Consider the following 24,929-nt stretch of genomic DNA (forward strand, 5'->3'; position numbering starts at 1 on the left):
CTGGCCAGCGGGACCCGCCAGAAGCTCTTCTCGCACTTCTCCGACGGGGAGGAGCTGACGGTCGGCGAGGTCGCCGAGCGGGCCGGGCTCGGCCCGTCGACCACCTCCGAGCACCTCGCGGTCCTCCGCCGCGGCGGCCTGCTCCAGTCGACGCGCAGCGGCAAGCTGGTCCGCTACCGCGCCGACCGGGAAGGCATCGCCGAACTGCTCGAACAGCTCCACGGCTACCTCCTCGCCCCGCCCGAGCCCGACCCGGCCCCGGCCGAGTCGCAGGACAGCGGCCCGCCCCAGGGCTAGCGGCGCCCGCCCCAGGGCTGGCGACGGGCGCGCGACGGCTAGCGACGGGGAGCGCGTCGCCGGACGCCCCGTTCGAGGACCCGCTCCAGCAGGTGCAGCGCCTCCACCACCCGCTCCCGGTCCTCTCCCAGTCCGGCCAGCAGTTCCGCCTCGACCGCCAGCTGGCGGGGGAACATGGCGTCGATCACCTCGCACCCCGCCGGTGTGGCGGTGACCAGGGCGGCGCGGCGGTCCGCGGGGCTCGGGCGGCGTTCGACGTAGCCGCGCTTCTCGAGCTTGGCCAGCGTCTTGCTGACGGCCGCGCGGGAGCACCCCAGGCTCTCGGCGAGCCGCCGGGCGATCACCGGGTCGTCGGCGTGCCGCAGCTGCACTAGCACGTCGACCTCCGGCGCGGTCAGCGGGGCACCGTCGTACAGCGGCTCCAGGGCGACGGTGAGCAGCACCTCCATGCGCTTGAGGGGCCCCACGACATCCATGGGAGAGGTGTCGAGGTCGGGGTTGGCCGCCGCCCACAGCGCGCGAAAGTCGACGGAGGTCGAGGGGTGAGTCATGGTCGCCGCCAAAATTGTTAACCAGTAGACGAATGCTTTACCGTCTCGGGCATGGTAGCCAAGTCACCGCAGCCGGTGCCCACGGTGTCCGCCGTCACCGCCCCATCCCGCCGGCCCGCCGCTCTGATCGCGCTCCTCGGCGCGCTGACCGCCGTAGCGCCCCTGGCGATCGACATGTACGTGCCCGGCTTCCCGGAGATGGCCCGCACGCTGCACACCAACGACTCCTCCGTGCAGCTGTCCATGACCGGGTTCCTCGCCGGGCTGGTCATCGGGCAGCTGGTCATCGGTCCGCTGAGTGACGGCCTCGGCCGTCGCCGTCCGCTGATCGCCGGAACCGCGCTGTTCGTCGTGTTGTCACTGGTGTGCGTGGTCGCGCCCACCATTGAGCTGCTGATCGTCGCCCGGTTCCTCCAGGGTGTCGCGGGTGCCGCCGGCATGGTGCTGGCGCGAGCGGTCCTCACCGACCGCTTCCACGGGCCCAGACTGCCGCACTACTTCTCGCTGCTGAGCATGGTGCTGGGCGTGGCGCCGGTCGCGGCGCCCGTCATCGGAGGTGCGGTGCTGTCGGCCGGCAGCTGGCGGTGGGTCTTCGGGGCTCTCGCGCTCTTCGGGGTCGCGCTCTTCCTCGCGGTACTGCGCGGGGTCCCGGAGTCGCTGCCGCCGGAGCGCCGGCAGCAGGGCGGGGTGGCCGGCAGCTTCCGGGCCATGGGCCGGCTGCTGGGCCACCGGGCCTTCCTCGGCTGCGCGCTCACGCTGGGGTTCACCAGTGCCGCGCTGTTCGCCTACATCGCCGGGTCCAGTTTCGTCTTCCAGGACGTCTACGGCACGTCGGCGGGGCTGTACAGCCTGATCTTCGCGACGAACGCATGCGGCATGCTGCTCGCCAGCGCGGTCTTCGGCACGCTGTCGCGGCGGATGGCGCTGGGCACGCTGCTGAGCGCGTCGGTCGCCGTCGCCTCCGCCGCCGTCCTGCTCCAGGTGCTGCTGCTCGCCACGGTCGGTGGCAGCCTGGCCGGCACCTGGGTCACCGTCTTCTTCGCCGCTTTCGGCATCGGCGGCGTCTTCCCGGCCACCATGAGCCTTGGGCAGTCGTTCGGACGGGAGGCGTCCGGAGCCGCGTCCGCGCTGCTCGGCGGGATCCAGTTCCTGTTCGGCGCCGCCGCCTCACCGCTCGTCGGCGCCTTCGGCACCACCAGCGCCACGCCGATGGCCGGCACGATGCTCACCGCCCTGGTCTGCGCCGCCGGCTGCCTCGTGCTGCTGATACGTCCCTGGCGGTCCGCCGACTGACCGGCGCCGATCAGGCTACAGATTCTTCTGCGACCGGACGGCGGGACGTAGGCCCGGCCGCGCGCGGCGGGGTGGCGTCCGCGCCGTTTCGGGCAGACCTCGCGGACCACTACACCCGCCAGGCGCTGTCGACGGCGGCGCGCTCCGCGCGCCGGGCGACGGAGCTGGTCCGCGACCGGGTACGGGAAACCGGCGCCGGGTACGTCCTGTGCTACTGCCGGGTACGTCCTGTGCTACTGCCGCCGCCACGACGACGCGCACCGTCTGGACCAGCCCGCGCAGGCGGCCGCGGCCGCAAAGGCCCTGCGCCACCAGCGCGCGTGGTTCGCGGACCTGCGGGCCGGCGCCGGCCGCGGACGCCCCCCTGGCGCTGGTCGACGCCGACGCGCCCCAGGAGCTCTTCCGGGCCATGGACGTGCCGTATGTGGTGAACCACTGGTGGTCCTCCGTCATCGCGGCCAAGCGCACTGCACGACGACGTCGGACGGTGGCTCGGCGCCCTGCCGGAGGGGTCCGGACGGCTCACGGGGACCGCCGCTCCCGCAGATCGCTCGCCTTGACCCCGATCAGCAGCAGGGCGACGGCGAGCAGGGCGATACCCGCGCTGATCTGCAGGCCGAGGGAGAGGCTGCCGGTGGCGTCCTTGATGAAGCCGAGCAGGGACGGGGAGGCGGCCGCGGCGAACGAGCCCATCGAGGTGACGAAGGCGATTCCGGTGGCGGCCGCGCGTTCTCCCAGGTAGATGGAGGGAATCGAGTAGAAGACGGTGAGGCCGGAGTAGTGGGCCGCGGCGAGGACCGCCAGCAGCGCCACGACGACGGTGACGTTGTTGCCCGGTATCGACAGCGCCACCATGGCGAGGGCGGCGACGGTCCAGCTGAGGGCCGCGTGCCAGCGGCGTTCGAGGGTGCGGTCGGAGTGGCGGCCCACGATCAGCATGACCACGATGCCGAGCAGGGGCGGCAGGGCGGAGAAGAGGCCGAGGTCGAGGACGTCGCCGACGCCCGCCTCGGCGATGATCCGCGGCGTCCAGAACGACACGGCGTTGGCGAGGGTGTAGGCGCCGCAGGCACACAGGCCGATGATCCACACCTTGGGGTCCCGCAGCGCGTGGCGCAGTCCGCCGTGGCCATCGCCGGCCTCCTCTCCGCCCTTGCGCCGCTGGTCGGCGGCGAGGTCGGCGTGTACGGCCGCCCGCTGCGCGGGGGTCAGCCACCGGGCCTGTGCGGGTTCGTCGACCAGCCACAGCAGGACGACACCGGCGAGCAGGAGCGGGGGGATGCCCTCGACGATGAACAGCCACTGCCAGTCGGCGAGGCCGGCGACGCCGCCGAAGGTGTGCATGATGCTGCCGGACATCAGGGAGCCGAGGACGCCGGAGATGGGCACGCCCGCGAAGAACACCGCCGTCATCCGGGTGCGCCGGGCGGAGGGGAACCAGCGGGACAGGAAGTAGAGCGCCCCGGGGAAGAAGCCGGCCTCGGCGACGCCGAGGAGGAACCGGGCGATGTAGAAGGTGATCTCGTCCCGGACGAGTGAGGTGGCGACGGTGACGACACCCCAGGACGCCATGATGCGCACGAGTGTCTTGCGGGCGCCGATCCGGGCGAGCAGGCTGCTGCTCGGCACCTCGAAGAGGATGAAGCCCACGAAGAAGAGGGTCACGCCCAGGCCGTAGACGGCGGAGCCGAAGCCGAGGTCGCGTTCGAGGCCCTGCTGGGCGATTCCGATGTTGGTGCGGTCGATGAAGCTGACCACGTAGCAGATGACCAGGAGCGGCATGACGCGCCAGGCGATGGTGCGGTAGGTCGCGGTGCGGTCGACCGAGGCTGTCTCGGCGGCGTCGGCGTCCTGGGATCCGGTGAGAGTTGAAGGGTCGGCCACGACGTACGACTCCTTTGCGATGAGCGGCTGCGTCGCCGGGGCGGCGGCGGTGCGAGTTTCCGACGCTTCCGTTGATAAAGTCAACACCCTCGGCGGAGATACCATGCCGCCCATGGTGAAACGTGAGGGTGGCGGAGACCTGGTACCGATCTCCGAGCTGCTGTCCTACCGGCTGTCGCGCACATCGTCGGCGCTCTCGCGCAGTGCGGCACTGAGGTACCGCCGCGAGTTCGACGTGAGCCTCGGCGAGTGGCGCACCATCGCACTGATCGCGGCCGATCCGACCCTGACCCTGAACCGCCTGGCCCGCCGGGCAGGACTGGACAAGGCGCAGGTGAGCCGAGTGGTGCGGGGACTGGTGGAACGGGGTCTGGTCAGCCGGACCGAGGGGTCGGGGCGCAGCCGCCAACTGGCCCTGACCGAGGCGGGGGTGACGGTGTACCGGGGCCTGATCGCGGCGGCGAACGAGCGGGACGCGGCGTTCACGGCGGTGCTCTCCGACGAGGAAGCGCAGGCGCTGGGGCGCGCGCTGGAGAAGCTCACCGATCTCGCGCTGTCCCTGGAGCGGCGCGAGCGGGATCATCTCGACGACACCTAGGTGTTGACTTTATCAACACAGCGAGGGTAGTTGTGGTGGAGTCATCCATGAGGAGGTGGCTCGATGACCGACGCGGTCACGATCTGCGAATGCTTCGCCCGGGACGGGCTCCAGCACGAACCCACGTTCGTGCCGACCGAAACCAAGATCGCCCTGCTGGAGGCATTCGCCGCCGCCGGCTTCCGCCGTATCGAGGCGACCGGCTACAGCCATCCGCGGTGGGTCCCCGCCTTCGCCGACGCCAGTGAGGTGCTGGCGGGTGTCGCCCACCGCCCCGGTGTGGCGTTCAAGGCCACGTGTCCCAACCCGCGGGCCGTCGAGCGCGCCCTGGCCGACCTCGAGCGCGGAACGGGCGCCGAGGAGCTGAGCCTGCTGGTGTCGGCCAGTGAGAGCCACACCCAGAAGAACCTGCGCACCACCCGGGAGCGGCAGTGGGAGCGGGTCACCGAGATGGTCGCGCTGGCCGGCGGCCGGTTCCGGCTGATCGGGGTGGTGTCCGTCGCGTTCGGCTGCCCCTTCGAGGGCCAGGTCGACCCGGGCCGGGTCGCCGAGGACGTCGCCCGCTTCGTCGACCTGGGCGCGGACGCCGTCTCGCTGGGGGACACCACGGGTGTCGCCACCCCCGCGGCCGTGGCCGGCCTCTTCAGGCGGCTGGAGCGGGCGCACCCCGGGCTGCCGGTCATCGCCCACTTCCACAACACCCGCGGCACGGCCATCGCCAACGCGGTGGCCGCCCTGGACGCGGGCTGCCGCCACTTCGACAGCGCCCTGGGCGGCGTCGGCGGCCATCCGTCGAAGATCGGCTACGGTGCCGGCCTCACCGGAAACGTCTGCACCGAGGACCTGGTGAGCCTGCTGGACGCGATGGGCGTCGACACCGGCATCGACCTCGACGCGCTCGCCGCCGCGTCCCGGGCCTGCGAGGAGGCGCTGGACCGGCCCCTGCACAGCATGGTGGCCCGAGCCGGCTTCGCCCGCTCCGCGGCCGCCGCCTGACCCGCCGCACGGCATACGATCCCCCACCGCACGACCGAGGAGAACCTTCCGTGACCGTCACGACCAGCGGGCAGCCGGCCGACACGGGCGCAGCGGCCGCCGATGTGCTGCTCGTCGAGGACCGCGGCCCCGTCCGCGTCCTGACCCTCAACCGTCCCGGCAAGCTCAACGCGCTGAACACCGCGCTCACCCGGGCCCTGAGCACCGCCCTCACCGCGGCCGAGGACGACCGCGACGTCCGCGCCGTCGTCCTCACCGGCGCCGGCCGCGGCTTCTGCGCGGGCGCCGATCTGTCGGAGTTCTCCACCCTCACCCCCGACCAGCCGGACGCCGTCCTGGAGCGGGCCGCACTCACCGCACACCTCCAGACGCAGATGCAGCACATGGGCACACCCGTCGTCTCCGCGGTGCGCGGCGCCGCGGTGGGCGGCGGCGCCGGGCTCGCCATCGGCGCCGACATGGCCGTGGCCGGTACGGACCTGAAGTTCGGCTATCCCGAGCTGCGGCACTCGATCGTGCCCGCCCTGGTCATGACCGGGCTCCAGCGCCACCTCGGCCGCAAGCTGGCCTTCGAACTGGTCAGCACCGGCCGGCTGCTCACCGCCGCCGAGGCCGCGGCACACGGCCTGGTCAACCACGTGGTCGAGCCGGAGGCGGTGGTCGAGACCGCGTACGGCATCGCCGAGCGGTGGGCCGCCGTGGAACCCCGCGCCATCCGCGCCGCCAAGGACCTCTTCTACCGGGTCGCCGACCTGCCGACCGAGGCCGCGATGCGGGCCGGCCAGGACGTCAACGCCCTGATGCGGGGGTTCCGCCGGTGAGCGCGCACCCCGCCCCCGGCCCGCTCGACGGCATCACCGTCCTCGACTTCTCACGGGTCCTGGCGGCCCCGATGGCCACCCAGATCCTCGCCGAGCTGGGCGCCACCGTCATCAAGGTCGAACGGCCCGGCCGCGGCGACGAGACCCGCGGCTTCGAACCCCGGCTGCCGCACGGCGAGAGCGCCTACTTCTTCGCGTTCAACCGCGGCAAGCGCTCGATCACCCTGGACCTCAAGGACCCCCGCGGCCAGGACCTCGCCCGCCGCCTCGCCACCCGCGCCGACGTCGTCGTCGAGAACTTCCTGCCCGGCGCCATGGACCGGCTGGGGCTGGGATACGACCGGCTCGCCGCGGACAACCCGGCCCTGGTCTACGTCTCCGCCACCGGTTTCGGGCAGAGCGGCCCCGACCGCACCCGCAAGGGCTACGACACCGTCTTCCAGGCGCTGTCCGGCGTCATGGCGATGACCGGCGAACCGGACGGCCCGCCGAGCAAGACCGGGATACCGGTGGCGGACATGACCTCCGGGCTCTGGGTCGTCATCGCCACGCTCACCGGACTGGCCGGGCGCGCCGCCACCGGCCGCGGCCGCCACTACGACGTCTCCATGATGGACGTCCAGCTCTCGTTGCACGCCCTGAACGCGGCCCGGCTGTTCGCCCTGGACGAGGACCCGGTGCGCACCGGCACCCAGCACCCCGGCCGGGTCCCCTCCGCCGCGTTCCAGGCGGCCGACGGCGGCTGGCTGCACATCAGCGGCAGCGACCAGCACTGGGCACCGCTGTGCGCCGTCCTCGGCCTCGACGACCTCGCCGCCGATCCCGGGCTGCGGCACAACGCGGGCCGCGTCGCCGAGCGCGACCGCGTGATGACCGCCCTGCGGACGGCCATCGCCGGACGGGAGCGCGAACCGCTGCTCAAGGAGTTGCGCGCCGCCGACATCCCGGCCGGCGAGGTCCGCGGCGTCCGCGAGGCCCTGGCCGACCCGCACGCGCGGGCGCGGGGTGTCGTCGCGGAGTTCGAGCACCCCACCGAGGGCGCCTTCCGCGCCCTGCGCACCCCGCTGCGGGAGACCACCGGCGCGCCGCCGCCCACCGACGCCCCGCCGCTGCTGGGTGCCGACACCGACGCGGTGCTCACGGAGTTCGCCGGACTGGACGGCGGCGAGATCGACGGCCTGCGCGCCGCGGGGGTGATCTGAGGTGACCGACGTGACCGACGTGACCGATGTGACCGAGCCGGCCGGAACGACAGAGCCGGCCGACCCGCCGCGGGTGCGCTGTGCGGTGGCCGACGGGATCGCCCGGGTCGAGCTGGCCCGGCCACGCGCCCGCAACGCCGTCGACCTGCCGATGTGCCGGCAGCTGCGGACGGTCTTCGAGGAGCTCGACGCCGACGACTCCGTCCGTGTGGTGCTGCTGTCCGCGCAGGGCCCCGCGTTCTGCGCCGGGGCGGACCTCAAGGAGCGGGCCGGGCGGGACGCCGCCTGGGTCCGCCGGCGGCGGGTGGCCTCGTTCGCCGCCTACGACGCGATCGAGCGGTGCCGCCGTCCCGTCGTCGCGCTCGTGCACGGCGCGGTCGTGGGCTCCGGCGGTGAGATCACCCTGGCCGCGGACTTCGCCGTCGCCGCCGAGGGCACCACGTTCCGCTTCCCGGAGCCGCACTGGGGCACGGTGGGCGCCACCCAGCGGCTCCAGCGCGTCATCGGCCGGCGCCGCGCCAAGGAACTGCTGTTCACCGGCCGCCCCATGGCCGCCGCCGAGGCCCTCCACTGGGGTGTCGTCAGCCAGGTGGTGCCCGAGGAGGAGTTGGCACGGACGGGCGCGGAGATCGCCGCCACCGTCGCCAAGGCCCCGCCCCTGGCGATCTCGCTGACGAAACGGGCCGTCGACCTCGGCGGCGAGACGGACCTGGACCGCGGTATCCGGATCGAGATGGCGGCGATCGAGCAGTGCCTGGCCGACGACGGCTGGCGGGACGGCGTCGACCGGTTCACCCGCCGTGGCGCCGGCCACGCGCCCAGCACCGATGAGGAGAGGCGATGAACCTCCGGACGGTATGTCCCCTGACCGCGCACGAGGCGCTGGAGCGGGCCGCGCTGCTCGCCCCCGACGTGGAGGCCGTGGTCACCGCCGAGGAGCGGATCACCTACGGTGAACTCGCCGCCGAGGTCGCCCGGATCCGGTCCGCCCTGACCGCCGCCGGCATCGGCCGCGGCGACCGGGTCGGCCTGTGCCTCGGCAACGGGCCGCGCTGGGTCGCCCTGTTCGTCGCCCTGGGCTCGGTCGGCGCGGTGACCATCCCCGTCAACACCCGGTACACCGCCGACGAGGTGCACCACACCCTCGCCCACGCCAAGGTCTCCACGCTGTTCGTCGCCGACCGCGTGCTGCGCGTCGACTTCCTCGCCATGCTGCGCGAGCTCGGCATCGGCGAGGACGGCGCGGCCACCTGCCGCAGCCTGCCCGATCTGCAGAGCGTCGTGGTGTGCGGGACGGACGTGCCCGAGTGGGCGACGGCATGGCCGCGGTTCCTGGCCGGGGCCACCGGCGAGGTCCCCGCCACCGGCACCCCCGACGACATCCTGCTGGTCCAGTACACCTCCGGCACCACCTCCCGCCCCAAGGGGGTGCTGCTCACCCAGCGCAGCATGTGCGCCGACGGGTTCTTCTCCGGCGCGCGCCTGGGCCTGCGCCCCGGTGACCGCTTCCACAGCGCCCGGCCGTTCTTCCACGTCGCCGGCAGCACCCTGTCCGTCCTGGCGTCCCTCCAGCACGCCACGACGCTGGTGACCATGGGCCGGTTCGAGGCGGCCGAGGCGCTGCGGCTGATGGAGAGCGAACGCTGCACCCACTTCTCCGGCAACGACACCATCGCGCTGATGCTGCTCAACCACCCCGACCGCGCGCACCGCACCCTCCGTCTGCGGGGCGCGTGGGTCGCGGCCTCGCCCACCATCATCCGCCGGGTGATCGACGAGCTGGGCGCCACCGAGTGCGTGGCCGGATACGGTCTGTCCGAGGCCTCGCCCAATGTGGCCCAGTCCTGCTGGTGGGAGGACGACCAGGTCAGGGCGTCCGGTGCGATGCTGGTGGAGCCCGGGGTGGAGGTGCGCATCCGCGCCGTGGACGACTCCCGTGACTGCGGTCCCGGTGAGCCGGGCTCGATCCTGGTGCGCGGCTGGAACGTCATGCGTGGCTATCTGGACGCCCCGGAGGCGACCGCCGCCGCCATCGATGCCGACGGCTGGCTGTCCACCGGGGACGTCGGCACGCTCGACGCCACGGGCCGGCTGCACTTCGTGGGCCGCACCAAGGACATCATCCGGGTCGGCGGTGAGAACGTGGCCCCGGCCGACGTGGAGAACACTTTGCACCGCCATCCGCGGGTGCGGCAGGCCGTCGTGGTCGGTGTTCCGGACGAGCGGCTGATCGAGGTGCCGTTCGCGTTCGTCGTCCTCAACGAACCGGGCGGCACCACCGAGGACGAGCTGATCACGTGGGCGCGCGCCCATATGGCCGGGTTCAAGGTGCCCCGCCATCTGCGCATCGTGGAGGGGTTCGAGGGCATCGGCATGACCGCCAGCTCCAAGGTGCAGAAGAACCGGCTCGCCGAACACGCCCGCGCGCTGCTGGCCCGGCGGGACGACGAGGTGCCGGCGTGACCCGTATCCCCACCTCCGTCACCCGGCTGCTCGGGATCGACCTCCCCGTCATCCAGGCCGGCATGTCCTGGGCCTCCTCGTGCTCGGCCCTGCCGCTGGCGGTGAGCGAGGCCGGTGGCCTGGGGGTCGTCGCCGCGGGCCCCATGCGCCTGGACGACCTGGCCCGGACCCTCGACGAGATGGCCGCGGGCACCGACCGCCCCTGGGCGGTCAACCTGCCGCTGTACCGGGCCGGGGCCGAGGAGGTCATGGATCTGCTCCTCGCCCGCCGCCCGCCGGTGCTGATCGCCTCGCAGGGCGGACCGCGCCGCTATCTGGAGCGTTTCCAGGACATCGGCACCGTCTGCCTGCATGTGGTCGCCGGGGTCGAGCATGCCCGCAAGGCCGCCGACGCGGGCGTCGACGGGCTGATCGCCGTGGGCGCGGAGGCCGGCGGCCACCCGCCGCCCGCGATGGTCACCACCCAGGTCCTCGTCCGCGCCGTGGTCTCGGCCGTCCCCGACCTCCCGGTGATCGCCTCCGGCGGGGCCGCGGACGGCTCCGGGCTGGCCGCGATGCTCGCCCTGGGGGCGGGCGCCGCCCAGTTCGGCACCCGGTTCCTCGCCACCGAGGAGGCCACCGTGCACCCCGGCTACAAGGCCGCGGTCCTCGCCGCCGGTGTGGACGGCACCCGCACCGTCGGACACGGCCTCGGTGTCATCCGCGCCGTGGCGAACGAGTTCACCGCGCGCATGCGCCGCCTGGAGGAGTCCGGCGCCGAACTCGACGTGCGGCGCAAGGAGTTCCAGGCCGCCAGTCTCAAGGACGCCGCCCTGCACGGCCGGGTCCAGGAGGGCAAGGTGGAGGCGGGCCAGTCGGCGGGGCTCATCGACGCCGTGCTCCCGGCGGCCGCCGTCGTCGAGCGCATCGTCACCGAGTACCGGGCCGCGCTCACCCGTCTGCCGCGGCCGGTCGGCCCCGAACCGGGTCCCGCCCCGGCGGAAGGGGTGTGAGCGGGGCATACCATGCCGGAAGTCCCGGCTCCGGGCCGGGTCGGGCCGAGCCGAGGGAGCGTGGGCTGTGACGGTCAAGGGCGCGCTGTTCGACTTCTCCGGGACGCTGTTCCGGGTCGAGTCCACCGAATCCTGGTTGCGTACCGTGCTGGAGCGGAGCGGGACCGTCGTCCCGGACGAGGAGGCCGCGCGGTACGCGCGGGAGCTGGAGGAGGCCGGTGCGCTGCCCGGCGGGGCCGCGCCGCTCGCGGTGCCACCGCCGCTGGAGGAGCTGTGGCGGGTACGGGACCGCGGCGCCGCACTGCACCGGGCCGCCTACACCGGGCTGGCCCGCGAGGTGCCGCTGCCCGCCCCCGAGCTGTACGACGCCCTCTACGACCGCCATATGGAGCCCGCCGCCTGGCGGCCCTATCCCGACGCCCGTGAGGTGCTGGGCGAGCTGCGCCGGCGCGGGGTGCGGGTCGCGGTGGTCAGCAACATCGGCTGGGACCTCCGCCCGGTCTTCCGTGCCCACGGCCTGGACCCGCTGGTGGACGCCTATGTGCTCTCCTACGAGCACGGCGTCCAGAAGCCGGACCCGAAGCTGTTCGGGGCCGCGTGCGACGCGCTGGGGCTGGACCCGGCCGACACGGTGATGGTGGGCGACGACCGCCGGGCGGACGGGGGCGCGGCGGCCCTGGGCTGCCGGGTCCATCTGGTGGACCATCTCCCGGTGGACCGGCGTCCAAACGCCCTGCGCGCGGTGCTCGGCCTGCTGCCGGACGGCGCCACGGCCCCATAGACCGAGGCGGCCGGTTCGGGCGTTCCCCCGTGTCGCCCGAACCGGCGCCAGGCATACGGCGCCCTAAGGAGATCGGCGGACAACCGAACGCCCCCCTGAGTATATTGGCTGACAGCCAGCCAACGCAGGAGTTACAGCATGTCCCCCCGAAGCCCATCGGTCAATGAGGAGTTGCGCCGCCGGTCCCAGGTCCGTCTGCTGGAGGCGACGGTCGAGCTGGTCGACGAGCGCGGCTACGAGGCGACCACCCTCGCCGATATCGCCGACCGGGCCGGGGCGGCCCGCGGTCTGGTCTCGTACTACTTCCCGGGCAAGCGGCAGCTGTTGCAGACGGCCGTCCACCGGCTGATGCACATGGAACTGGCCCGCGGTCTGGAGCGGGAGCCGCGTCCGGAGGGCGAGGGGGCCGGGCGGGAGCTGCTGGCGCGGGCGATCGACGCGATCCTGGGACTGGCCCGGGACCGGCCGCGGCTGATGCGCACGCACATGGCGGGCATCCTCACGGCCGAGGGCTTCATCCAGTGCCCCGAGCAGCAGCGGCTGGCCGCCCTGCTACGGGACACGGTCGTGGCGTACGGCTCCGAGGACCCCGAGACCGACTACCGGCTGCTGCGCGCCCTGCTGATGGGCGCGGTGGTCGCGGTGCTGCTGCCGGGCGCGCCGATGGCGCCCGAGCGGCTGCGGGCCGAGCTGTTCCACCGCTACCGGCTGGACTGGCAGCTCGGGCTCCCGCCGGGCGAGGAACCGCCCGGCGGGAGCCGGATGAGCGCTCAGGGACAGCCCGGATGAGCGCTCAGCGGTAGTCGGGCTGGGTCTGGGCGTTGAGCTCGCCCAGCCGGACCGAGGCGGCGCTGTCGGTGCGCCGGTCGTCGATCTTCAGGACGTCGAAGCCCTTGGCGATGTCGTTGGAGTAGATGTAGCCGTTGTAGTAGTACGCGGACCAGGAGCCGCCGGTGACCAGCGTGTCGGTGGAGAGCGGCCCGCGCTCGAAGTAGCCGATCTCCTTGGGCTGGTCGGAGTCGGTGAAGTCCCAGATGGAGACGCCGCCCTGGTACCACGCCTGGACCATGATGTCGCGGCCCTTGGCCGGGATCAGCGAGCCGTTGTGGGCGACGCAGTTCTCGGTGTCGGCCTGGTGGCGCGGGATCTTGTAGTAGCTCCGGAAGACCAGCTTGCGCCGGTCGCCCTTGCCGACGATGTCGTAGATGCCGTCGGCGCCGCGGTTCGGGCCCACCTCGGCGTTGCAGGTCGCGGCGCCGCCGCCGCCCAGCTCATCGGTGAACACGACCTTGGTGCCGCGCTCGTTGAAGGTGGCCGAGTGCCAGAAGGCGAAGTTGACGTTGTCCTCGACCCGGTCGATGACCCGCGGCTTCGCCGGATCGGCGATGTCCAGCAGGATGCCGTCGCCCATGCACGCGCCCGCCGCCAGCTTCAGCTTCGGGAAGGTGGTCAGGTCATGGCAGCCGGTGGTCTGGGAGACACCGGGGTTGGCGGGGGCACCGGGGTTGCCGCCGTCCGGGAAGAGCACGGGGAAGTCGATGACCGCGGCCTTCTCCGGGGACTCACGGGGCACCTTGATGACGGAGATGCCGTCGTGCGGGGGCTGGCAGTCCGGGAAGGTGGTGCTGGGCGCGTACGAGGAGACGTAGATGTAGACGTCCTTGCGCTCGGGCACCAGGGTGTGGGTGTGCGAACCGCAGGAGGTCTCGACGGCGGCGACGTACCGCGGGTTCCGCTTGTCGCTGATGTCGAAGACCTTCATGCCCTCCCACGAGGACTTCTCGGTGGCCGGCTGGGTGGTGCTGGTGCAGGAGTTGTCGCTGCGCGAGGAGTCGGTGGACAGGAAGAGCAGATCTCCTGAGACCGATACGTCGTTCTGCGACCCCGGGCAGAGCACCTGGCTCACGATCTTCGGGCTCTTGGGGCGGCTGATGTCGTAGATGACGAAGCCGTCGTAGTTGCCCGCGAAGGCGTACTTCCCCTGGAAGGCCAGGTCGGAGTTGGTGCCCTTGAGGTCCTGCTTGGGGATGTGGCTGAGGTGGCTGACGTTGTCGCTGTGCACGACCTGGTCCACGCCGGGGATGTCACCGTTGTCGATGGCTTCCCTGGTGTCCGACCGCTGACCCTTCGTCACCGTCTCCTGGTGCGGGACGTCACCGGGGTCGGGGGTCGCGGCCGCCGGTCCCGCGGCCAGCAAGGTGGCCACCAGCCCGAAGGCGGCCACGGCCGCGCCGAGGTATCTGCGCCGCTGCGGGGATCTTTCCCACGGCTTCACTGCGTCCTCCCTTTGTCGCCGTCTGGCGTCCGGAGTGGAACGGTTGACGGATCGGGGGAAGTATCGCCCTTTCCATGTACACCACAACAGGTGGCAACATGTTCGTAAAGAGATTTTCCCAACGCGCCCGGCCGTAGGACGACGTTGACGTGCTAAGACGGTCTGCGGATCCCAAGCGCCCCAGGAGGACACGGTGTTGAACCGCCGTACGACGCTCCACACCGCATCACTCGCGGCCGCCACGGCGGCCACCGCCCTGGCACTCGTCCTGACCGGCTGCGACACGGGAAGCGGTGCGGCCGACGCCGGGAAGGGCCGGGACGGAAAGCCCGCGGTGATCGCACCGGGCAAACCCGGCGAGGCGGCGCACACCCTGTCGGCCGAGGAGGCGGCGAAGGCCGGGGACGACGACTCCCCCAACGCGGCCGACCGCTCCTACGTCCGCATGATGATCGAGCACCACCGGCAGGCCCTGGTGATGACCGGCCTCGCCGCCGACCGGGCCGGGTCGGCGAAGGTCAAGCGGCTCGCGGAGCGCATCGCCTCCGGCCAGAAGCCGGAGATCGAGGCGATGCTCGGCTGGCAGAAGACGGAGGGCGGCGAGGCGGAGGGCGGCGAGACCAAGGGCGGCGAGACGGCGGGCACGGGCGGGCACCAGGGCCATGCCGCGGCGATGCCGGGGATGGCCACCGAGGCCCAGCTGGCGCGGTTGCGCGCCGCCAAGGGCGCCGACTTCGACGCGCTCTTCCTCAAGCTGATGATCGCCCATCATCAGGGCGCGGTCTCCATGGCCACGGATGTGCTCGCACAGGGCAACAACGTCCGGGTGGAGGAGATGGCGGGCGATGTGATCGCGCAGCAGAGCAGCGAGATCCGGCGGATGCGGCAGATGTCGTAGCGTCCCGCGCGGGGCCGTGGGGCGACACTGGTCGAGCCCGGCTCGCGGCGCGGTCGCGGCCCCGTGGAACGACGGCCGGACGCGTCACCCGTGCCGGGCGCCCGGCGCGTAGTGCCGGACACGGCGCCCCGCCGGGTGGGATGCTGGAGACATCCTGCGGAAGGAGCTCCCCCGTGCTTCGTGTCGCGGTTGTCGGATCCGGGCCGAGCGGGGTGTACGCCGCCCAAGCGCTCGTCCAGCAGCAGGCCGTTCCCGATGTGTCGGTGCATGTGCTGGACCGGCTGCCCTGTCCGTACGGGCTGGTGCGCTACGGCGTCGCACCCGACCACGAGAAGATCAAGTCGCTCCAGCACACGCTGCGCGCGGTCCTGGAGCACCCACGGGTCAGCTTTCTCGGCCATGTGCACGTGGGCCCGCCCCCACTGGTGCCCGAGCGGCTGCTGGGGCTCTACCACGCGGTGGTCTACTGCGTGGGGGCGGCGACCGACCGGCGGCTCGACGTGCCGGGCGAGGATCTGCCGGGCAGCTTCTCCGCGACCGAGTTCGTCTCCTGGTACAGCGCCCATCCCGACGCGACCGGCGGCGCCTTCGCGCTCGGCGCGGACTCCGCCGTCGTCATCGGGGTGGGCAATGTCGCCGTGGACGTGGCGCGCATCCTGGCCCGCGGGGCGGAGGAGCTGAAGCCCACCGATGTGCCGCACGCCGCCCTCGGGGCGCTGGCCGAGAGCCGGGTCTCGGACATCCACATGGTCGGCAGGCGCGGTCCGTCACAGGCGAAGTTCACCACCAAGGAGCTGCGTGAGCTGGGCGCGCTGACCGGCGCCGAGGTACTGGTGCGCGCCGAGGAGCTGGCGCTGGACCCGGCCTACGGCGACCCGTCCGGGCTGCCGGGGATCAACCGGCGCAATGTCGAGGTGCTGCGCGACTGGGCGCGGCGTCCGCCTGCGGGCCGGCCGCGCCGCATCCATCTGCGCTTCTTCCTGCGGCCCGTGGCGCTGCTGGGCGAGGGCGCGGTGCGCGCGGTGCGCTTCGAGCGGACCGTGCCGGACGGGCGCGGCGGGGTCGCGGGCACCGGGGTCTTCGAGGACATCGAGGCGCCGCTGGTGCTGCGGTCGGTGGGCTACCGGGGGGTGCCGCTGCCGGGGCTGCCGTTCGACGAGGAGCGCGGCACGGTGCCCAACGCGGCGGGGCGGGTGCTGCGCGGCGCGGGGCCCTCGCCCGGGGAGTACGTGGCGGGGTGGATCAAGCGCGGGCCCACCGGGGTGATCGGCACCAACCGGCCGTGTGCGAAGGAGACCGTGGCCTCGCTGCTGTCCGACGCGGAGATGCTGGCCGCCCGCCCGGTGGCGGCGGACCCGCTGCGGGCGCTGCGCGAGGCGGGGGTGGAGCCGGTGGAGTGGACCGGCTGGCTGCGGATCGAGGAGGCCGAGGAGGCGCTCGGGGCGGCGCTGGGGCGTACCAGGGTGAAGATCGCGGACTGGCCGGGGCTGCTGGGCGCGGCGCGCGGACTTCAGTGAGCGGACTTCGGTGAGCGGACTTCGGTGAGCGGGCCGGTCCGCGCGCCGGGCCGGTTTCGCGCGCCGGGCCGGGCCGCGCGCCGGGCCGGGCCGCGCGCCGGGCCGGTCCGCGCGCCGGGCCGGTCCGCGCGCCGGGCCGGTCCGCGCGCCGGGCCGGTCCGCGCGCCGGGCCGGTCCGCGCGCTCCCAAGGGGTTGACACACGGCGGCAACACCCCTGAAATCAACAGATTGTTCAAGCCTTCTACGGTCGCGTCACCTTGATCCGTCGCTCATCCCGTCGCCGTGCGAGGAGACGCCATGACGTCCGTACGCCATCCCGTGGACACGGTGCCGCCGCCCGGCCGGCTCGCCGCCTTCGGACTCCAGCATGTCCTGGCCATGTACGCGGGCGCGGTGGCCGTGCCGCTGATCGTGGGCGGGGCGATGAAGCTGTCGCCGGCCGATCTGGCCTATCTCATCAACGCCGATCTGCTGCTGTGCGGTATCGCCACGGTCCTCCAGTGCGTGGGGCTGTGGCGGTTCGGCGTCCGGCTGCCGATCATGCAGGGCTGCACCTTCGCGGCGGTCACCCCGATGGTGCTGATCGGCACCGAGGGCGGCGGACTGCCCGCGATCTACGGTTCGGTGATCGTCGCCGGGGTGGCGATGGTCCTGCTGGCACCGGTCTTCGGGCGGCTGCTGCGGTTCTTCCCGCCGCTGGTGACCGGCACGGTGATCCTGATCATCGGACTTTCGCTGCTGCCGGTCGCGGCCAACTGGGCGGCGGGCGGCCAGGGCGCGGCGGACTTCGGCACGCCGAGGAACCTGGGCCTGGCCGCCGGGGTGCTGGCCCTGGTCCTGGTCGTGCAGCGGTTCGCACCGGGTTTCCTGGGCCGGGTGGCGGTGCTGGTGGGGATCGTGGCCGGGACGGTGGCCGCGATACCGCTGGGTTTCACCGACTTCTCCGGGGTGGGCGGCGCCGACTGGATCGGCGTCTCCACCCCGTTCCACTTCGGCGCCCCGGCGTTTCCGGTGGCGGCCGTGGTGTCCATGCTGGTCGTCGCCCTGGTGACGATGACCGAGACCACCGGTGACGTCATCGCGGTGGGCGAGCTGACCGGGCGCCCGGTCGACGCGCGGCGGCTGGCGGACGGGCTGCGCGCGGACGGCGCCGCGACCGTGCTCGGCGGGGTCTTCAACACCTTCCCGTACACCGCCTTCGCGCAGAACGTCGGCCTGGTGGGGATGACCCGGGTGCGCAGCCGCTGGGTGGTGGCGGCCGCGGGCGGCATGCTGGTGGTGCTCGGTCTGGCGCCCAAGCTGGGCGCGGTGGTGGCGGCGGTTCCGGCTCCGGTGCTGGGCGGGGCCGGTCTGGTGATGTTCGGTACGGTCGCGGCGAGCGGGCTGCGGACACTGGCCGGGGTGGATTTCCGGGACGGCCACGACCTCACCGTGGTGGCGGTGTCGGTCGCCGTGGGGCTGCTGCCGGTCGGCGTACCGGGGCTCTACGCGAAGTTCCCCGACTGGTTCCAGACGGTGATGGACAGCGGGATCAGCGCCGGCTGCGTCACCGCTATCGCGCTCAACCTGCTCTTCAACCACCTGCCGGGCGGGCGGACTTCAGCTCCGGCCGCCGCCGAGGCGCCGCTCCTGGAGGGCCGCGGCGGCCAGGACGCTGTCGAGCAGACCGGGGAACAGCGCGTCTAGGTCCGCCCGGCGCAGCGCGTTCATCTTGGCGGTGCCCCGGTAGATCTGGTGGAGCACACCGCTTTCCCGCAGCACCCGGAAGTGGTGGGTGGTGGTGGACTTGCTGACCGGCAGGTCGAAGACCGAACAGGACAGCTCGCCCCTCTCCTCGGCGAGCGTCCGCACCACCCGCATCCGCATCGGGTCGGAGAGCGCGTGCAGCACGTCCTCGAGGCGGATCGCCTCGCGCCGCGGATGCTCCAGCGAGCGCCCGGTCGCCTGGGGCGCGGTCGGCGTGGTCTGCGTCTGCACGGCTGCTCCTCATCGCCTGGTTCCGGAACCTTCAGTGTAGTTTGACGATCGCCGTACTTTTGACGATCGCCGTACTACGGCTGCCTCGACCGTGTACCCCGGACCGCACTACCGGATCGCGCGGTGGTACTGGTCCGGGTTGTGCACCCGGCCACCCAGCTCGGCCGCGGCGCGGCGCGGGAAGTAGGGGTCCCGGAGCAGTTCACGGCCCACCAGGACGGCGTCCGCCGCACCGTCCGCGAGGATCTTCTCGGCCTGCTCCGCCTCGGTGATCAGCCCGACCGCGGCCACCGGCAGTCCGGTCTCCCGGCGCACCCGCGCGGCGAACGGCACCTGGTAGCCGGGCTCCAGCGGAATGCGCAGCCGGGGCGCGTTGCCGCCGCTGGAGACGTCGAGGAGGTCCACTCCGTGGTCCTTCAGCAGGGCGGCGAGCCGGACGGTGTCATCCGGCGTCCAGCCGTTCTCCTCCAGCCAGTCGGTGGCCGAGATGCGGAAGAACAGCGGCAAGTGCTCCGGCCAGACCGCACGGACCGCGTCGACGACCTCCAGGGCGAAGCGGACGCGGTTGCCGAAGGAGCCGCCGTAGCCGTCGGTGCGGTGGTTGCTGTGCGGGGAGAGGAACTCACCGATGAGGTAGCCGTGGGCGCCGTGAATCTCGGCCACCTTGAAACCGGCCTCGAGCGCGCGCCGCGCGGCGTCCGCGAACTGGCGGGTGATCTCGCCGATCCGCTCCTCGGGCAGCTCGTCCGGCACCGGATGGCCCTCGTCGAACGCGACCGGGCTCGGCCCCAGCGGCCGCCAGCCCCGCTGCCCGGCGCCGAGCGGCGCACCGCCCCTCCAGGGAGCGTCGGTGGACGCCTTACGGCCGGCATGGGCGAGCTGGATGCCCGGAACGGTGCCCTGTGCCGTGAGGAAGCCGACGATCTTACGGAACGCCTCCACCTGGGCGTCGTTCCAGATGCCGAGGTCCCCGGGGCTGATACGGCCCTCGGGGGAGACGGCCGTCGCCTCGACCAGGATCAGCCCGGTGCCGCCGGTGGCGCGGGCGCCGTAGTGGACGAAGTGCCAGTCGTTCGGAACCCCGGCGGCCTGGTCCGGGTCCGCGCTGTACTGGCACATGGGCGCCATCCAGAGGCGGTTGGGGATGGTCAGCGACCGCAGGGTGAAGGGTTCGAAGAGGGCACTCACAGACGTCTCCGTTTCTCCTCGCGCGGGCCCGGCCGGGCCCGCGCTTTGTACGATAACCATCGTAGTACGACGAACGTCAAATGAGGATGTCCTCCGTATGTCGGCCATCCCTTCCGGTCCCGCGCACGCCCTCCCCACCGTTGTCGGTGGCGAGGTGCAAACTCTGAGATGACGGACACATCCCGGCTCGTTCGCCGATGTCGTCCGCCGCCCCTGTCCGCACTCCAAGGAATGAGCCGTCATGGACGACGTCCTGCTCGCCGTCGGCACCCGCAAGGGTCTCTTCCTCGGCCGCCCCGGCGGCCGAGGGGGCTGGGACTTCACCGGCCCCCACTTCCCCATGCAGGCGGTGTACTCCGTCGGTATCGACACCCGGGGCGGCCGCCCCCGGCTGCTGGCCGGCGCGGACAGCTCGCACTGGGGCCCCTCGGTCTTCCGCTCCGACGACCTGGGGGTCAGCTGGCACGAGTCCGCCAAGCCCGCGGTGAGGTTCCCCGCGTCCACCGACACCTCGCTGGAGCGGGTCTGGCAGTTGCAGCCGGCCGGGCCCGGCGCGCCGGGGGTGGTCTACGCGGGCACCCAGCCGGGCGCGCTGTTCCGCTCCGAGGACGGCGGGGAGACCTTCACCTTCGTCCGCGGCCTGTGGGACCACCCGCAGCGGCCGCGGTGGGGCGCGGGCTTCGGCGGGCAGGCCGTGCACACGGTCGTCACCGATCCCAGGGACCCGCGGGCGCTCATGGTGGCCGTGTCCTCCGGCGGGGTGTACCGCTCCGCCGACGGCGGGGAGAGCTGGGCGCCGTCCAACGACGGGCTCAAGGCCGAGTTCCTGCCGGACCGGTATCCGGAGTTCGGGCAGTGCGTCCACAAGATCGCCCGGGACCCGGTCGACCTGGACCGGCTCTATCTCCAGAACCACGGCGGGGTGTACCGCAGCGACGACGGCGGGGCGCACTGGTCCGAGATCGGCAAGGGCCTCCCGGCGGACTTCGGCTTCGCGGTCGCCGTCCATCCGCGCCGCAGCGGTGTCGCGTACGTCTTCCCGGTCAACGACGGCTCCGACCGCTACCCCCCGGACTACCGCTGCCGGGTGTTCCGCACCGAGGACGCGGGCGCCACCTGGGAGGAGCGGTCCGCCGGGCTGCCCGGCGAGCACCACTACGGGGTGGTGCTCAGGGACGCGCTGCGCACCGACGACGCCGATCCGGCCGGGGTCTACTTCGGCAATCGCAACGGCGAGGTGTACGCGAGCGCCAACGAGGGCGAGAGCTGGCGGCAGATCGCCCGTCACCTCCCCGACGTGCTGTGCGTCCGGGCCGCCGTGGTCGGCTGACCGTGACCGGGAGGTGGCGTCCGGCCGCCCGCTGAGCCACTAGAGTGACGCGGTGTGGCAGCACGACCTTTGCATGAGATTGTCGAAGCGGGCTGGGCCAAGGCACTTGAGCCCGTCGAGGAACGCATCGCGGCGATGGGCGACTTCCTGCGGGCCGAGATCGCGGCCGGCCGCACCTATCTACCCGCCGGGCGGAATGTGCTGCGCGCCTTCCAGCAGCCCTTCGACGAGGTGAAGGTGCTGATCGTGGGTCAGGACCCGTATCCGACGCCCGGCCACGCGGTGGGGCTCAGCTTCTCGGTGGCGCCCGAGGTCCGGCCGCTGCCTGGCAGCCTGGAGAACATCTACCGCGAACTGCACACCGACCTCGGCCTGCCGCGGCCGTCCAACGGCGATCTGACGCCGTGGACCCGGCAGGGCGTTCTGCTGCTCAACAAGGCGCTCACCACGGCCCCGCGCCGGCCCGCCGCCCACCGCGGCAAGGGCTGGGAGGAGGTCACCGAACAGGCCATCCGGGCGCTGGCCGGGCGCGGCCGCCCCCTGGTGTCCATCCTGTGGGGCCGCGACGCCCGTAACGTACGGCCGCTGCTGGGCAGCCTGCCCGCGGTCGAGTCCGCGCACCCCTCCCCCATGTCGGCCGACCGGGGGTTCTTCGGTTCGCGTCCGTTCAGCCGCGCCAACGACCTGCTCGTACAGCAGGGAGCGCAACCCGTGGACTGGCGTCTTCCCTGACCCCATCGTTCCAGGTGGGCGAGGGGTAGTCTGCCCGCCATGACGACACATCCGAACACCCCTGCGGGCTGGTACGCCGACCCCCAGGGCACGCCGAACCAGCTGCGCTGGTGGGACGGTGCCCAGTGGACCGCGCATACCCACCCGGGCCAGCCCGGCCAGGCCGGGCCGCCGCAGGCCGCCCCGCCCCACCCCAACCCCGCCAAGGTCCAGCACCAGGTGCAGCAGCAGGCGCAGGTGGCGCCCACGGCGGGCGGCGGCGGCACGCTGTTCACCGAACCGGTGCTGGTGGTGAACCAGAAGGCCAAGCTGATCGAGCTCACCAATGAGTACAGCGTCTTCGACCAGCACGGGCGCACCATCGGTTCGGTGGTCCAGGTCGGGCAGAGCACGCTGAAGAAGGTCGCGCGGTTCGTCTCGAGCCTCGACCAGTTCATGACGCACAAGCTCGAGATCCGCGACGCCCACGGGCAGCCGCACCTGGTGCTCACCCGGCCCGCGAAGTTCATCAAGTCCAAGGTGCTGGTGACCCGCCCGGACGGACAGCCGGTCGGCGAGATCGTCCAGCAGAACGCCATCGGCAAGATCAACTTCGGTATCCACGTCAACGGCCAGCAGATCGGCGCCATCAAGGCGGAGAACTGGCGGGCCTGGAACTTCGCCATCGTCGACCACACGGACACCGAGATCGCCCGGATCACCAAGACCTGGGAGGGCCTGGCGAAGACGATGTTCACGACGGCGGACAACTACGTGCTGCAGATCCACCGCCAGCTGCCCGATCCGCTGCTGAGCCTCGTGGTCGCCACGGCCCTCACCGTGGACACGGCGCTCAAGCAGGACGCGCGCGGATTCGGCTGAGCCGGTGGACGACACGGTGCCCGGGGATGCGACGACGCATGTGCTCGGGATCGATTCGGGCGGCTCCGGCGTACGGGTGGGGGTGGCGCGCGCCGACGCTCCCGGCGGCTCCGCGACGAAGCCGCTGACCTGGTCCTCGTCCACGCCCGCGGGCGTCGGCGCCCGGGGCATCGACGCGGCGGACCTGCTGGCGCGGGTGCTCCCCGCCGCCCGGGAGCTGCTGCGCGAGGCCGGGGCACGGCACATCGGCGCCGTCTGCGTGGGCGCGGCGGGCATGGCCACCCTCGGCGACGATCTGCGCGCCCGGCTCCCGGACGCGCTCGCGGACGCCTTCGGTGTGCGGCGGCTCGCCCTCGCGGCGGACGCGGTGACCGCCTACGCCGGGGCGCTGGGACAGCGTCCCGGCGCGGTGGTGGCGGCCGGAACGGGCCTGATCGCGCTGGGTGCGGTGCCCGAGGGCCGGACCGGCGGCGGATGGCGGCGCACCGACGGCTGGGGGCATCTGCTGGGTGACTGCGGCGGCGGAGCGTGGATCGGCCGGGCGGGCCTGGAGGCGGCGATGCGCGCGTACGACGGGCGCGCGGGCGGTTCCAAGCCGCTGCTGGCCCGGCTGGAAGCCGTGTTCGGCCCCGCGGCCGGACTGCCGGGAAAGCTGTATCCGCGCCCCGACCGCCCCGCCGTCCTGGCCTCCTTCGCCCCCGAGGTGGGCCGGTGCGCGGATGAGGATCCGGTCGCGGCGGGCATCCTGCGGGACGCCGCCCGCCATATCGCCGAGGCCGCCGAGGCGGTCTGCCCCCGGCTGGAGGCCGGCGAGGTGGCACTCACCGGCGGGCTGTTCCGCATGGGCGCGCCGCTGCTGACGCCCGTGGGCGAGGCGCTGGCGGCGCGGCTGCCCGGGGTCCGGGTCGCCGAGGCGGCCGGGGATCCGCTGGACGGGGCGCTGTGCGTCGCGGCGGCGCTGGCGGTGGACGGTCTGCGCCTGCCACGGGACCCGGGACTGCTCACCGTCATCTGAGCGACTGAGCGACTGAGCGACGCCCGGAAGCGATAGGACGCGAAGTGCCCACTCTGCGAGGTGCGGAGCACGGAGTGCCCCATATGGCCCGCCATGACCGGTCATTCCGGACACATGGCAGGTTCTTCGAGCAAAGCATGGTCCCTGAGCGCACATCGCCGCACAGCGTCCTTCGGCAAAGCGGGACAGATGCCCCCAGTCACACCCTCCCGAACAGCCGAGCCCATCGAGCGACTAACATGCGGCGCCATGAGCTCCCCCACTGGGCCCGCGTCCGGCCTGCCTGTACGAATGCCGCGTCCCCGCCAGCCCGGACGGCACCGCCGGCCGGAGCCCGCCGCCGCGCCTCTGGGCGCACCTCCGCTGGTGCTGGCCGTCCCGGGCACCCCGGACGACGGTGCCCGGCGGCTGGCCGAGGAGCTTGTGAGCATCGCCCGTTCCGAGATGCCCGGACTGGACGCCCAGATCGGTTTCCTGGACGGGGACGGCGCGGAGTACCCGCAGCTCGAGGCCGTGCTCACCCGCGCCGCCCAGGAGAACCCGGAGCGGCTGCGGCAGGCGGCCGAGGCCGCCAAGGCGCTGGCCGACGAGGCGGCGGAGGCGATCGCCGCGGCCGAGGCCGCGGGCGAGGTGATCGACGAGGTCCCGCCCGTCCCCACGGTCCCCACCGACGGCCCGGCGGCCGTCGTGGTCCCGTTGCTCGCGGGCCCGGACAGCTCACAGCTGCGCCGGATACGCCAGGCCGTCATGGGCAGCGGCTCCGCGGCCGAGCTCACCGATGTCCTGGGCCCGCATCCGCTGCTCGCCGAGGCCCTGCACGTACGGCTGTCGGAGGCGGGCCTGGCCCGCGCCGACCGCGCCCGTCTCTTCACGGTCGCGACCGCCGCGGACGGCATCATCCTGGCCACGGTCGGCGGTGAGGAGGCGGCCCAGGCCGGTGGCATCACCGGCATGCTGCTCTCCGCGCGCCTCGCGCTGCCGGTGATGGCCGCCGCGCTGGACGAGGACGGGGCCGTGGTCCGCGTCGCCGAGCAGCTGCGCTCGGCCGGCTCCACCCGGCTCGCGCTCGCGCCGTACCTCATCGGCCCGGAGGTCTCCACGGAGCTCATCTCGGCGGCCGCCGAGGAGGCGGGCTGCGCGGCGGCCGAGGCACTGGGCGACTACCCGGCCGTGGGCAAGCTGGTGCTGGCGAAGTACGCGGCGGCGCTGGGCATCGCGCTCCAGCAGCCGTCACCGGCGCTGCGCTGACCCGACGGA

The 24,929-nt window shown here is 73.1% G+C and carries 24 protein-coding genes; 19 read left to right on the top strand and 5 right to left on the bottom strand.

The genetic code is table 11. From position 1 onward, the window contains the following. Positions 1 to 297 carry an ArsR/SmtB family transcription factor gene (locus tag N6H00_RS07140; RefSeq protein ID WP_268976864.1) on the top strand — a complete coding sequence of 99 codons (297 nt, stop codon included), beginning with the start codon at positions 1 to 3 and terminating at the stop codon, positions 295 to 297. Positions 298 to 335: 38 nt separating this feature from the next. Here N6H00_RS07140 and N6H00_RS07145 read toward each other — a convergent pair whose 3' ends face one another. Beyond that, positions 336 to 848 (bottom strand): MarR family winged helix-turn-helix transcriptional regulator, encoded by a 513-nt coding sequence (locus N6H00_RS07145; RefSeq protein ID WP_268970728.1) that lies wholly within the window; start codon positions 846 to 848, stop codon positions 336 to 338. A gap of 51 nt (positions 849 to 899) precedes the next feature. Between N6H00_RS07145 and N6H00_RS07150 the strand changes: the two genes are divergently transcribed. After that, a complete protein-coding gene (locus N6H00_RS07150) occupies positions 900 to 2,141 on the top strand; it encodes a multidrug effflux MFS transporter (RefSeq protein ID WP_268970729.1) in 1,242 nt (413 codons plus the stop codon). Positions 2,142 to 2,663: 522 nt separating this feature from the next. Here the strand turns inward: N6H00_RS07150 and N6H00_RS07155 are convergent. After that, the gene (locus tag N6H00_RS07155) at positions 2,664 to 4,025 is read right to left on the bottom strand and encodes an MFS transporter (RefSeq protein ID WP_268970730.1); all 1,362 of its coding nucleotides are present in this window, start codon (positions 4,023 to 4,025) and stop codon (positions 2,664 to 2,666) included. A 112-nt stretch (positions 4,026 to 4,137) separates the two neighbouring features. Here N6H00_RS07155 and N6H00_RS07160 point away from each other — a divergent pair, with 112 nt between their 5' ends. The 9 genes from N6H00_RS07160 to N6H00_RS07200 all read left to right on the top strand — a co-directional run bounded on the left by N6H00_RS07160 (position 4,138) and on the right by N6H00_RS07200 (position 12,667). Next, a complete protein-coding gene (locus tag N6H00_RS07160; RefSeq protein ID WP_268970731.1) occupies positions 4,138 to 4,623 on the top strand; it encodes a MarR family winged helix-turn-helix transcriptional regulator in 486 nt (161 codons plus the stop codon). A 63-nt stretch (positions 4,624 to 4,686) separates the two neighbouring features. Further along, complete coding sequence (locus tag N6H00_RS07165) at positions 4,687 to 5,619, top strand: hydroxymethylglutaryl-CoA lyase (protein ID WP_268970732.1); 933 nt, start codon at positions 4,687 to 4,689, stop codon at positions 5,617 to 5,619. A 50-nt stretch (positions 5,620 to 5,669) separates the two neighbouring features. Then, on the top strand, positions 5,670 to 6,440 hold the full coding sequence (locus tag N6H00_RS07170; RefSeq protein ID WP_268970733.1) for an enoyl-CoA hydratase/isomerase family protein: 771 nt from the start codon (positions 5,670 to 5,672) through the stop codon (positions 6,438 to 6,440). Further along, entirely contained in the window at positions 6,437 to 7,642 is a 1,206-nt protein-coding gene (locus N6H00_RS07175) for a CaiB/BaiF CoA transferase family protein (protein ID WP_268970734.1), read from the top strand. Before N6H00_RS07170 ends, N6H00_RS07175 begins: the two co-directional genes overlap by 4 nt. A gap of 10 nt (positions 7,643 to 7,652) precedes the next feature. After that, positions 7,653 to 8,486: an enoyl-CoA hydratase/isomerase family protein gene (locus N6H00_RS07180; protein ID WP_268970735.1), complete on the top strand. Its 834-nt coding sequence runs from the start codon at positions 7,653 to 7,655 to the stop codon at positions 8,484 to 8,486. After that, the gene (locus N6H00_RS07185; RefSeq protein ID WP_268970736.1) at positions 8,483 to 10,105 is read left to right on the top strand and encodes an AMP-binding protein; all 1,623 of its coding nucleotides are present in this window, start codon (positions 8,483 to 8,485) and stop codon (positions 10,103 to 10,105) included. The genes N6H00_RS07180 and N6H00_RS07185 overlap by 4 nt, the downstream gene beginning before the upstream one ends. Next, entirely contained in the window at positions 10,102 to 11,097 is a 996-nt protein-coding gene (locus N6H00_RS07190) for an NAD(P)H-dependent flavin oxidoreductase (RefSeq protein ID WP_268970737.1), read from the top strand. Before N6H00_RS07185 ends, N6H00_RS07190 begins: the two co-directional genes overlap by 4 nt. A 67-nt stretch (positions 11,098 to 11,164) precedes the next feature. Then, on the top strand, positions 11,165 to 11,878 hold the full coding sequence (locus N6H00_RS07195; protein WP_268970738.1) for an HAD family hydrolase: 714 nt from the start codon (positions 11,165 to 11,167) through the stop codon (positions 11,876 to 11,878). Between the two features lie 138 nt (positions 11,879 to 12,016). Next, complete coding sequence (locus N6H00_RS07200) at positions 12,017 to 12,667, top strand: TetR/AcrR family transcriptional regulator (RefSeq protein ID WP_268970739.1); 651 nt, start codon at positions 12,017 to 12,019, stop codon at positions 12,665 to 12,667. 4 nt (positions 12,668 to 12,671) lie between these two features. Here the strand turns inward: N6H00_RS07200 and N6H00_RS07205 are convergent, their stop codons facing one another. Continuing rightward, entirely contained in the window at positions 12,672 to 14,153 is a 1,482-nt protein-coding gene (locus N6H00_RS07205; RefSeq protein WP_268970740.1) for an LVIVD repeat-containing protein, read from the bottom strand. A gap of 193 nt (positions 14,154 to 14,346) precedes the next feature. On the opposite strand from N6H00_RS07205, the gene N6H00_RS07210 reads away from it, so the two are divergent. From N6H00_RS07210 to N6H00_RS07220, 3 genes are all read left to right on the top strand, one after another. After that, complete coding sequence (locus N6H00_RS07210) at positions 14,347 to 15,051, top strand: DUF305 domain-containing protein (protein ID WP_268970741.1); 705 nt, start codon at positions 14,347 to 14,349, stop codon at positions 15,049 to 15,051. A 173-nt stretch (positions 15,052 to 15,224) separates the two neighbouring features. Continuing rightward, a complete protein-coding gene (locus tag N6H00_RS07215) occupies positions 15,225 to 16,568 on the top strand; it encodes an FAD-dependent oxidoreductase (protein WP_268970743.1) in 1,344 nt (447 codons plus the stop codon). A gap of 298 nt (positions 16,569 to 16,866) precedes the next feature. Next, positions 16,867 to 18,255 carry a nucleobase:cation symporter-2 family protein gene (locus N6H00_RS07220; RefSeq protein WP_268970744.1) on the top strand — a complete coding sequence of 463 codons (1,389 nt, stop codon included), beginning with the start codon at positions 16,867 to 16,869 and terminating at the stop codon, positions 18,253 to 18,255. Here the strand turns inward: N6H00_RS07220 and N6H00_RS07225 are convergent. Beyond that, positions 18,169 to 18,546 (bottom strand): ArsR/SmtB family transcription factor, encoded by a 378-nt coding sequence (locus N6H00_RS07225; protein ID WP_268970745.1) that lies wholly within the window; start codon positions 18,544 to 18,546, stop codon positions 18,169 to 18,171. The two genes, N6H00_RS07220 and N6H00_RS07225, sit on opposite strands and share 87 nt — an antisense overlap. Positions 18,547 to 18,654: 108 nt before the next feature. Beyond that, positions 18,655 to 19,734, bottom strand: coding sequence for an NADH:flavin oxidoreductase/NADH oxidase (locus tag N6H00_RS07230; protein ID WP_268970746.1), 1,080 nt, complete (start codon positions 19,732 to 19,734; stop codon positions 18,655 to 18,657). A 241-nt stretch (positions 19,735 to 19,975) separates the two neighbouring features. Between N6H00_RS07230 and N6H00_RS07235 the strand changes: the two genes are divergently transcribed. From N6H00_RS07235 to N6H00_RS07255, 5 genes are all read left to right on the top strand, one after another. Then, positions 19,976 to 21,064 carry a WD40/YVTN/BNR-like repeat-containing protein gene (locus N6H00_RS07235; protein ID WP_268970747.1) on the top strand — a complete coding sequence of 363 codons (1,089 nt, stop codon included), beginning with the start codon at positions 19,976 to 19,978 and terminating at the stop codon, positions 21,062 to 21,064. Between the two features lie 54 nt (positions 21,065 to 21,118). Then, positions 21,119 to 21,796: a uracil-DNA glycosylase gene (locus tag N6H00_RS07240; RefSeq protein WP_268970748.1), complete on the top strand. Its 678-nt coding sequence runs from the start codon at positions 21,119 to 21,121 to the stop codon at positions 21,794 to 21,796. A 39-nt stretch (positions 21,797 to 21,835) separates the two neighbouring features. Continuing rightward, positions 21,836 to 22,657, top strand: a complete 822-nt coding sequence (locus N6H00_RS07245) for a phospholipid scramblase-related protein (protein WP_268970749.1) — start codon at positions 21,836 to 21,838, stop codon at positions 22,655 to 22,657. Positions 22,658 to 22,661: 4 nt separating this feature from the next. After that, on the top strand, positions 22,662 to 23,672 hold the full coding sequence (locus tag N6H00_RS07250; RefSeq protein ID WP_268970750.1) for an N-acetylglucosamine kinase: 1,011 nt from the start codon (positions 22,662 to 22,664) through the stop codon (positions 23,670 to 23,672). A 249-nt stretch (positions 23,673 to 23,921) separates the two neighbouring features. After that, positions 23,922 to 24,920, top strand: a complete 999-nt coding sequence (locus N6H00_RS07255; RefSeq protein ID WP_268970751.1) for a hypothetical protein — start codon at positions 23,922 to 23,924, stop codon at positions 24,918 to 24,920. Positions 24,921 to 24,929: the final 9 nt, after the last annotated feature.

Source organism: Streptomyces sp. S465 (genome assembly GCF_026898115.1).
In the GTDB taxonomy this organism is placed as follows: Bacteria; Actinomycetota; Actinomycetes; order Streptomycetales; family Streptomycetaceae; genus Streptomyces; species Streptomyces luomodiensis.

Bases quoted from the DNA above. Each gene is read 5' to 3' on its own strand.
- N6H00_RS07145 (WP_268970728.1), bottom strand. From the start codon at position 848: ATGACTCACCCCTCGACCTCCGTCGACTTTCGCGCGCTGTGGGCGGCG.
- N6H00_RS07185 (WP_268970736.1), top strand. From the start codon at position 8,483: ATGAACCTCCGGACGGTATGTCCCCTGACCGCGCACGAGGCGCTGGAG.
- N6H00_RS07235 (WP_268970747.1), top strand. From the start codon at position 19,976: ATGGACGACGTCCTGCTCGCCGTCGGCACCCGCAAGGGTCTCTTCCTC.
- N6H00_RS07160 (WP_268970731.1), top strand. From the start codon at position 4,138: ATGGTGAAACGTGAGGGTGGCGGAGACCTGGTACCGATCTCCGAGCTG.
- N6H00_RS07165 (WP_268970732.1), top strand. From the start codon at position 4,687: ATGACCGACGCGGTCACGATCTGCGAATGCTTCGCCCGGGACGGGCTC.
- N6H00_RS07150 (WP_268970729.1), top strand. From the start codon at position 900: ATGGTAGCCAAGTCACCGCAGCCGGTGCCCACGGTGTCCGCCGTCACC.
- N6H00_RS07255 (WP_268970751.1), top strand. From the start codon at position 23,922: ATGAGCTCCCCCACTGGGCCCGCGTCCGGCCTGCCTGTACGAATGCCG.
- N6H00_RS07245 (WP_268970749.1), top strand. From the start codon at position 21,836: ATGACGACACATCCGAACACCCCTGCGGGCTGGTACGCCGACCCCCAG.
- N6H00_RS07220 (WP_268970744.1), top strand. From the start codon at position 16,867: ATGACGTCCGTACGCCATCCCGTGGACACGGTGCCGCCGCCCGGCCGG.
- N6H00_RS07200 (WP_268970739.1), top strand. From the start codon at position 12,017: ATGTCCCCCCGAAGCCCATCGGTCAATGAGGAGTTGCGCCGCCGGTCC.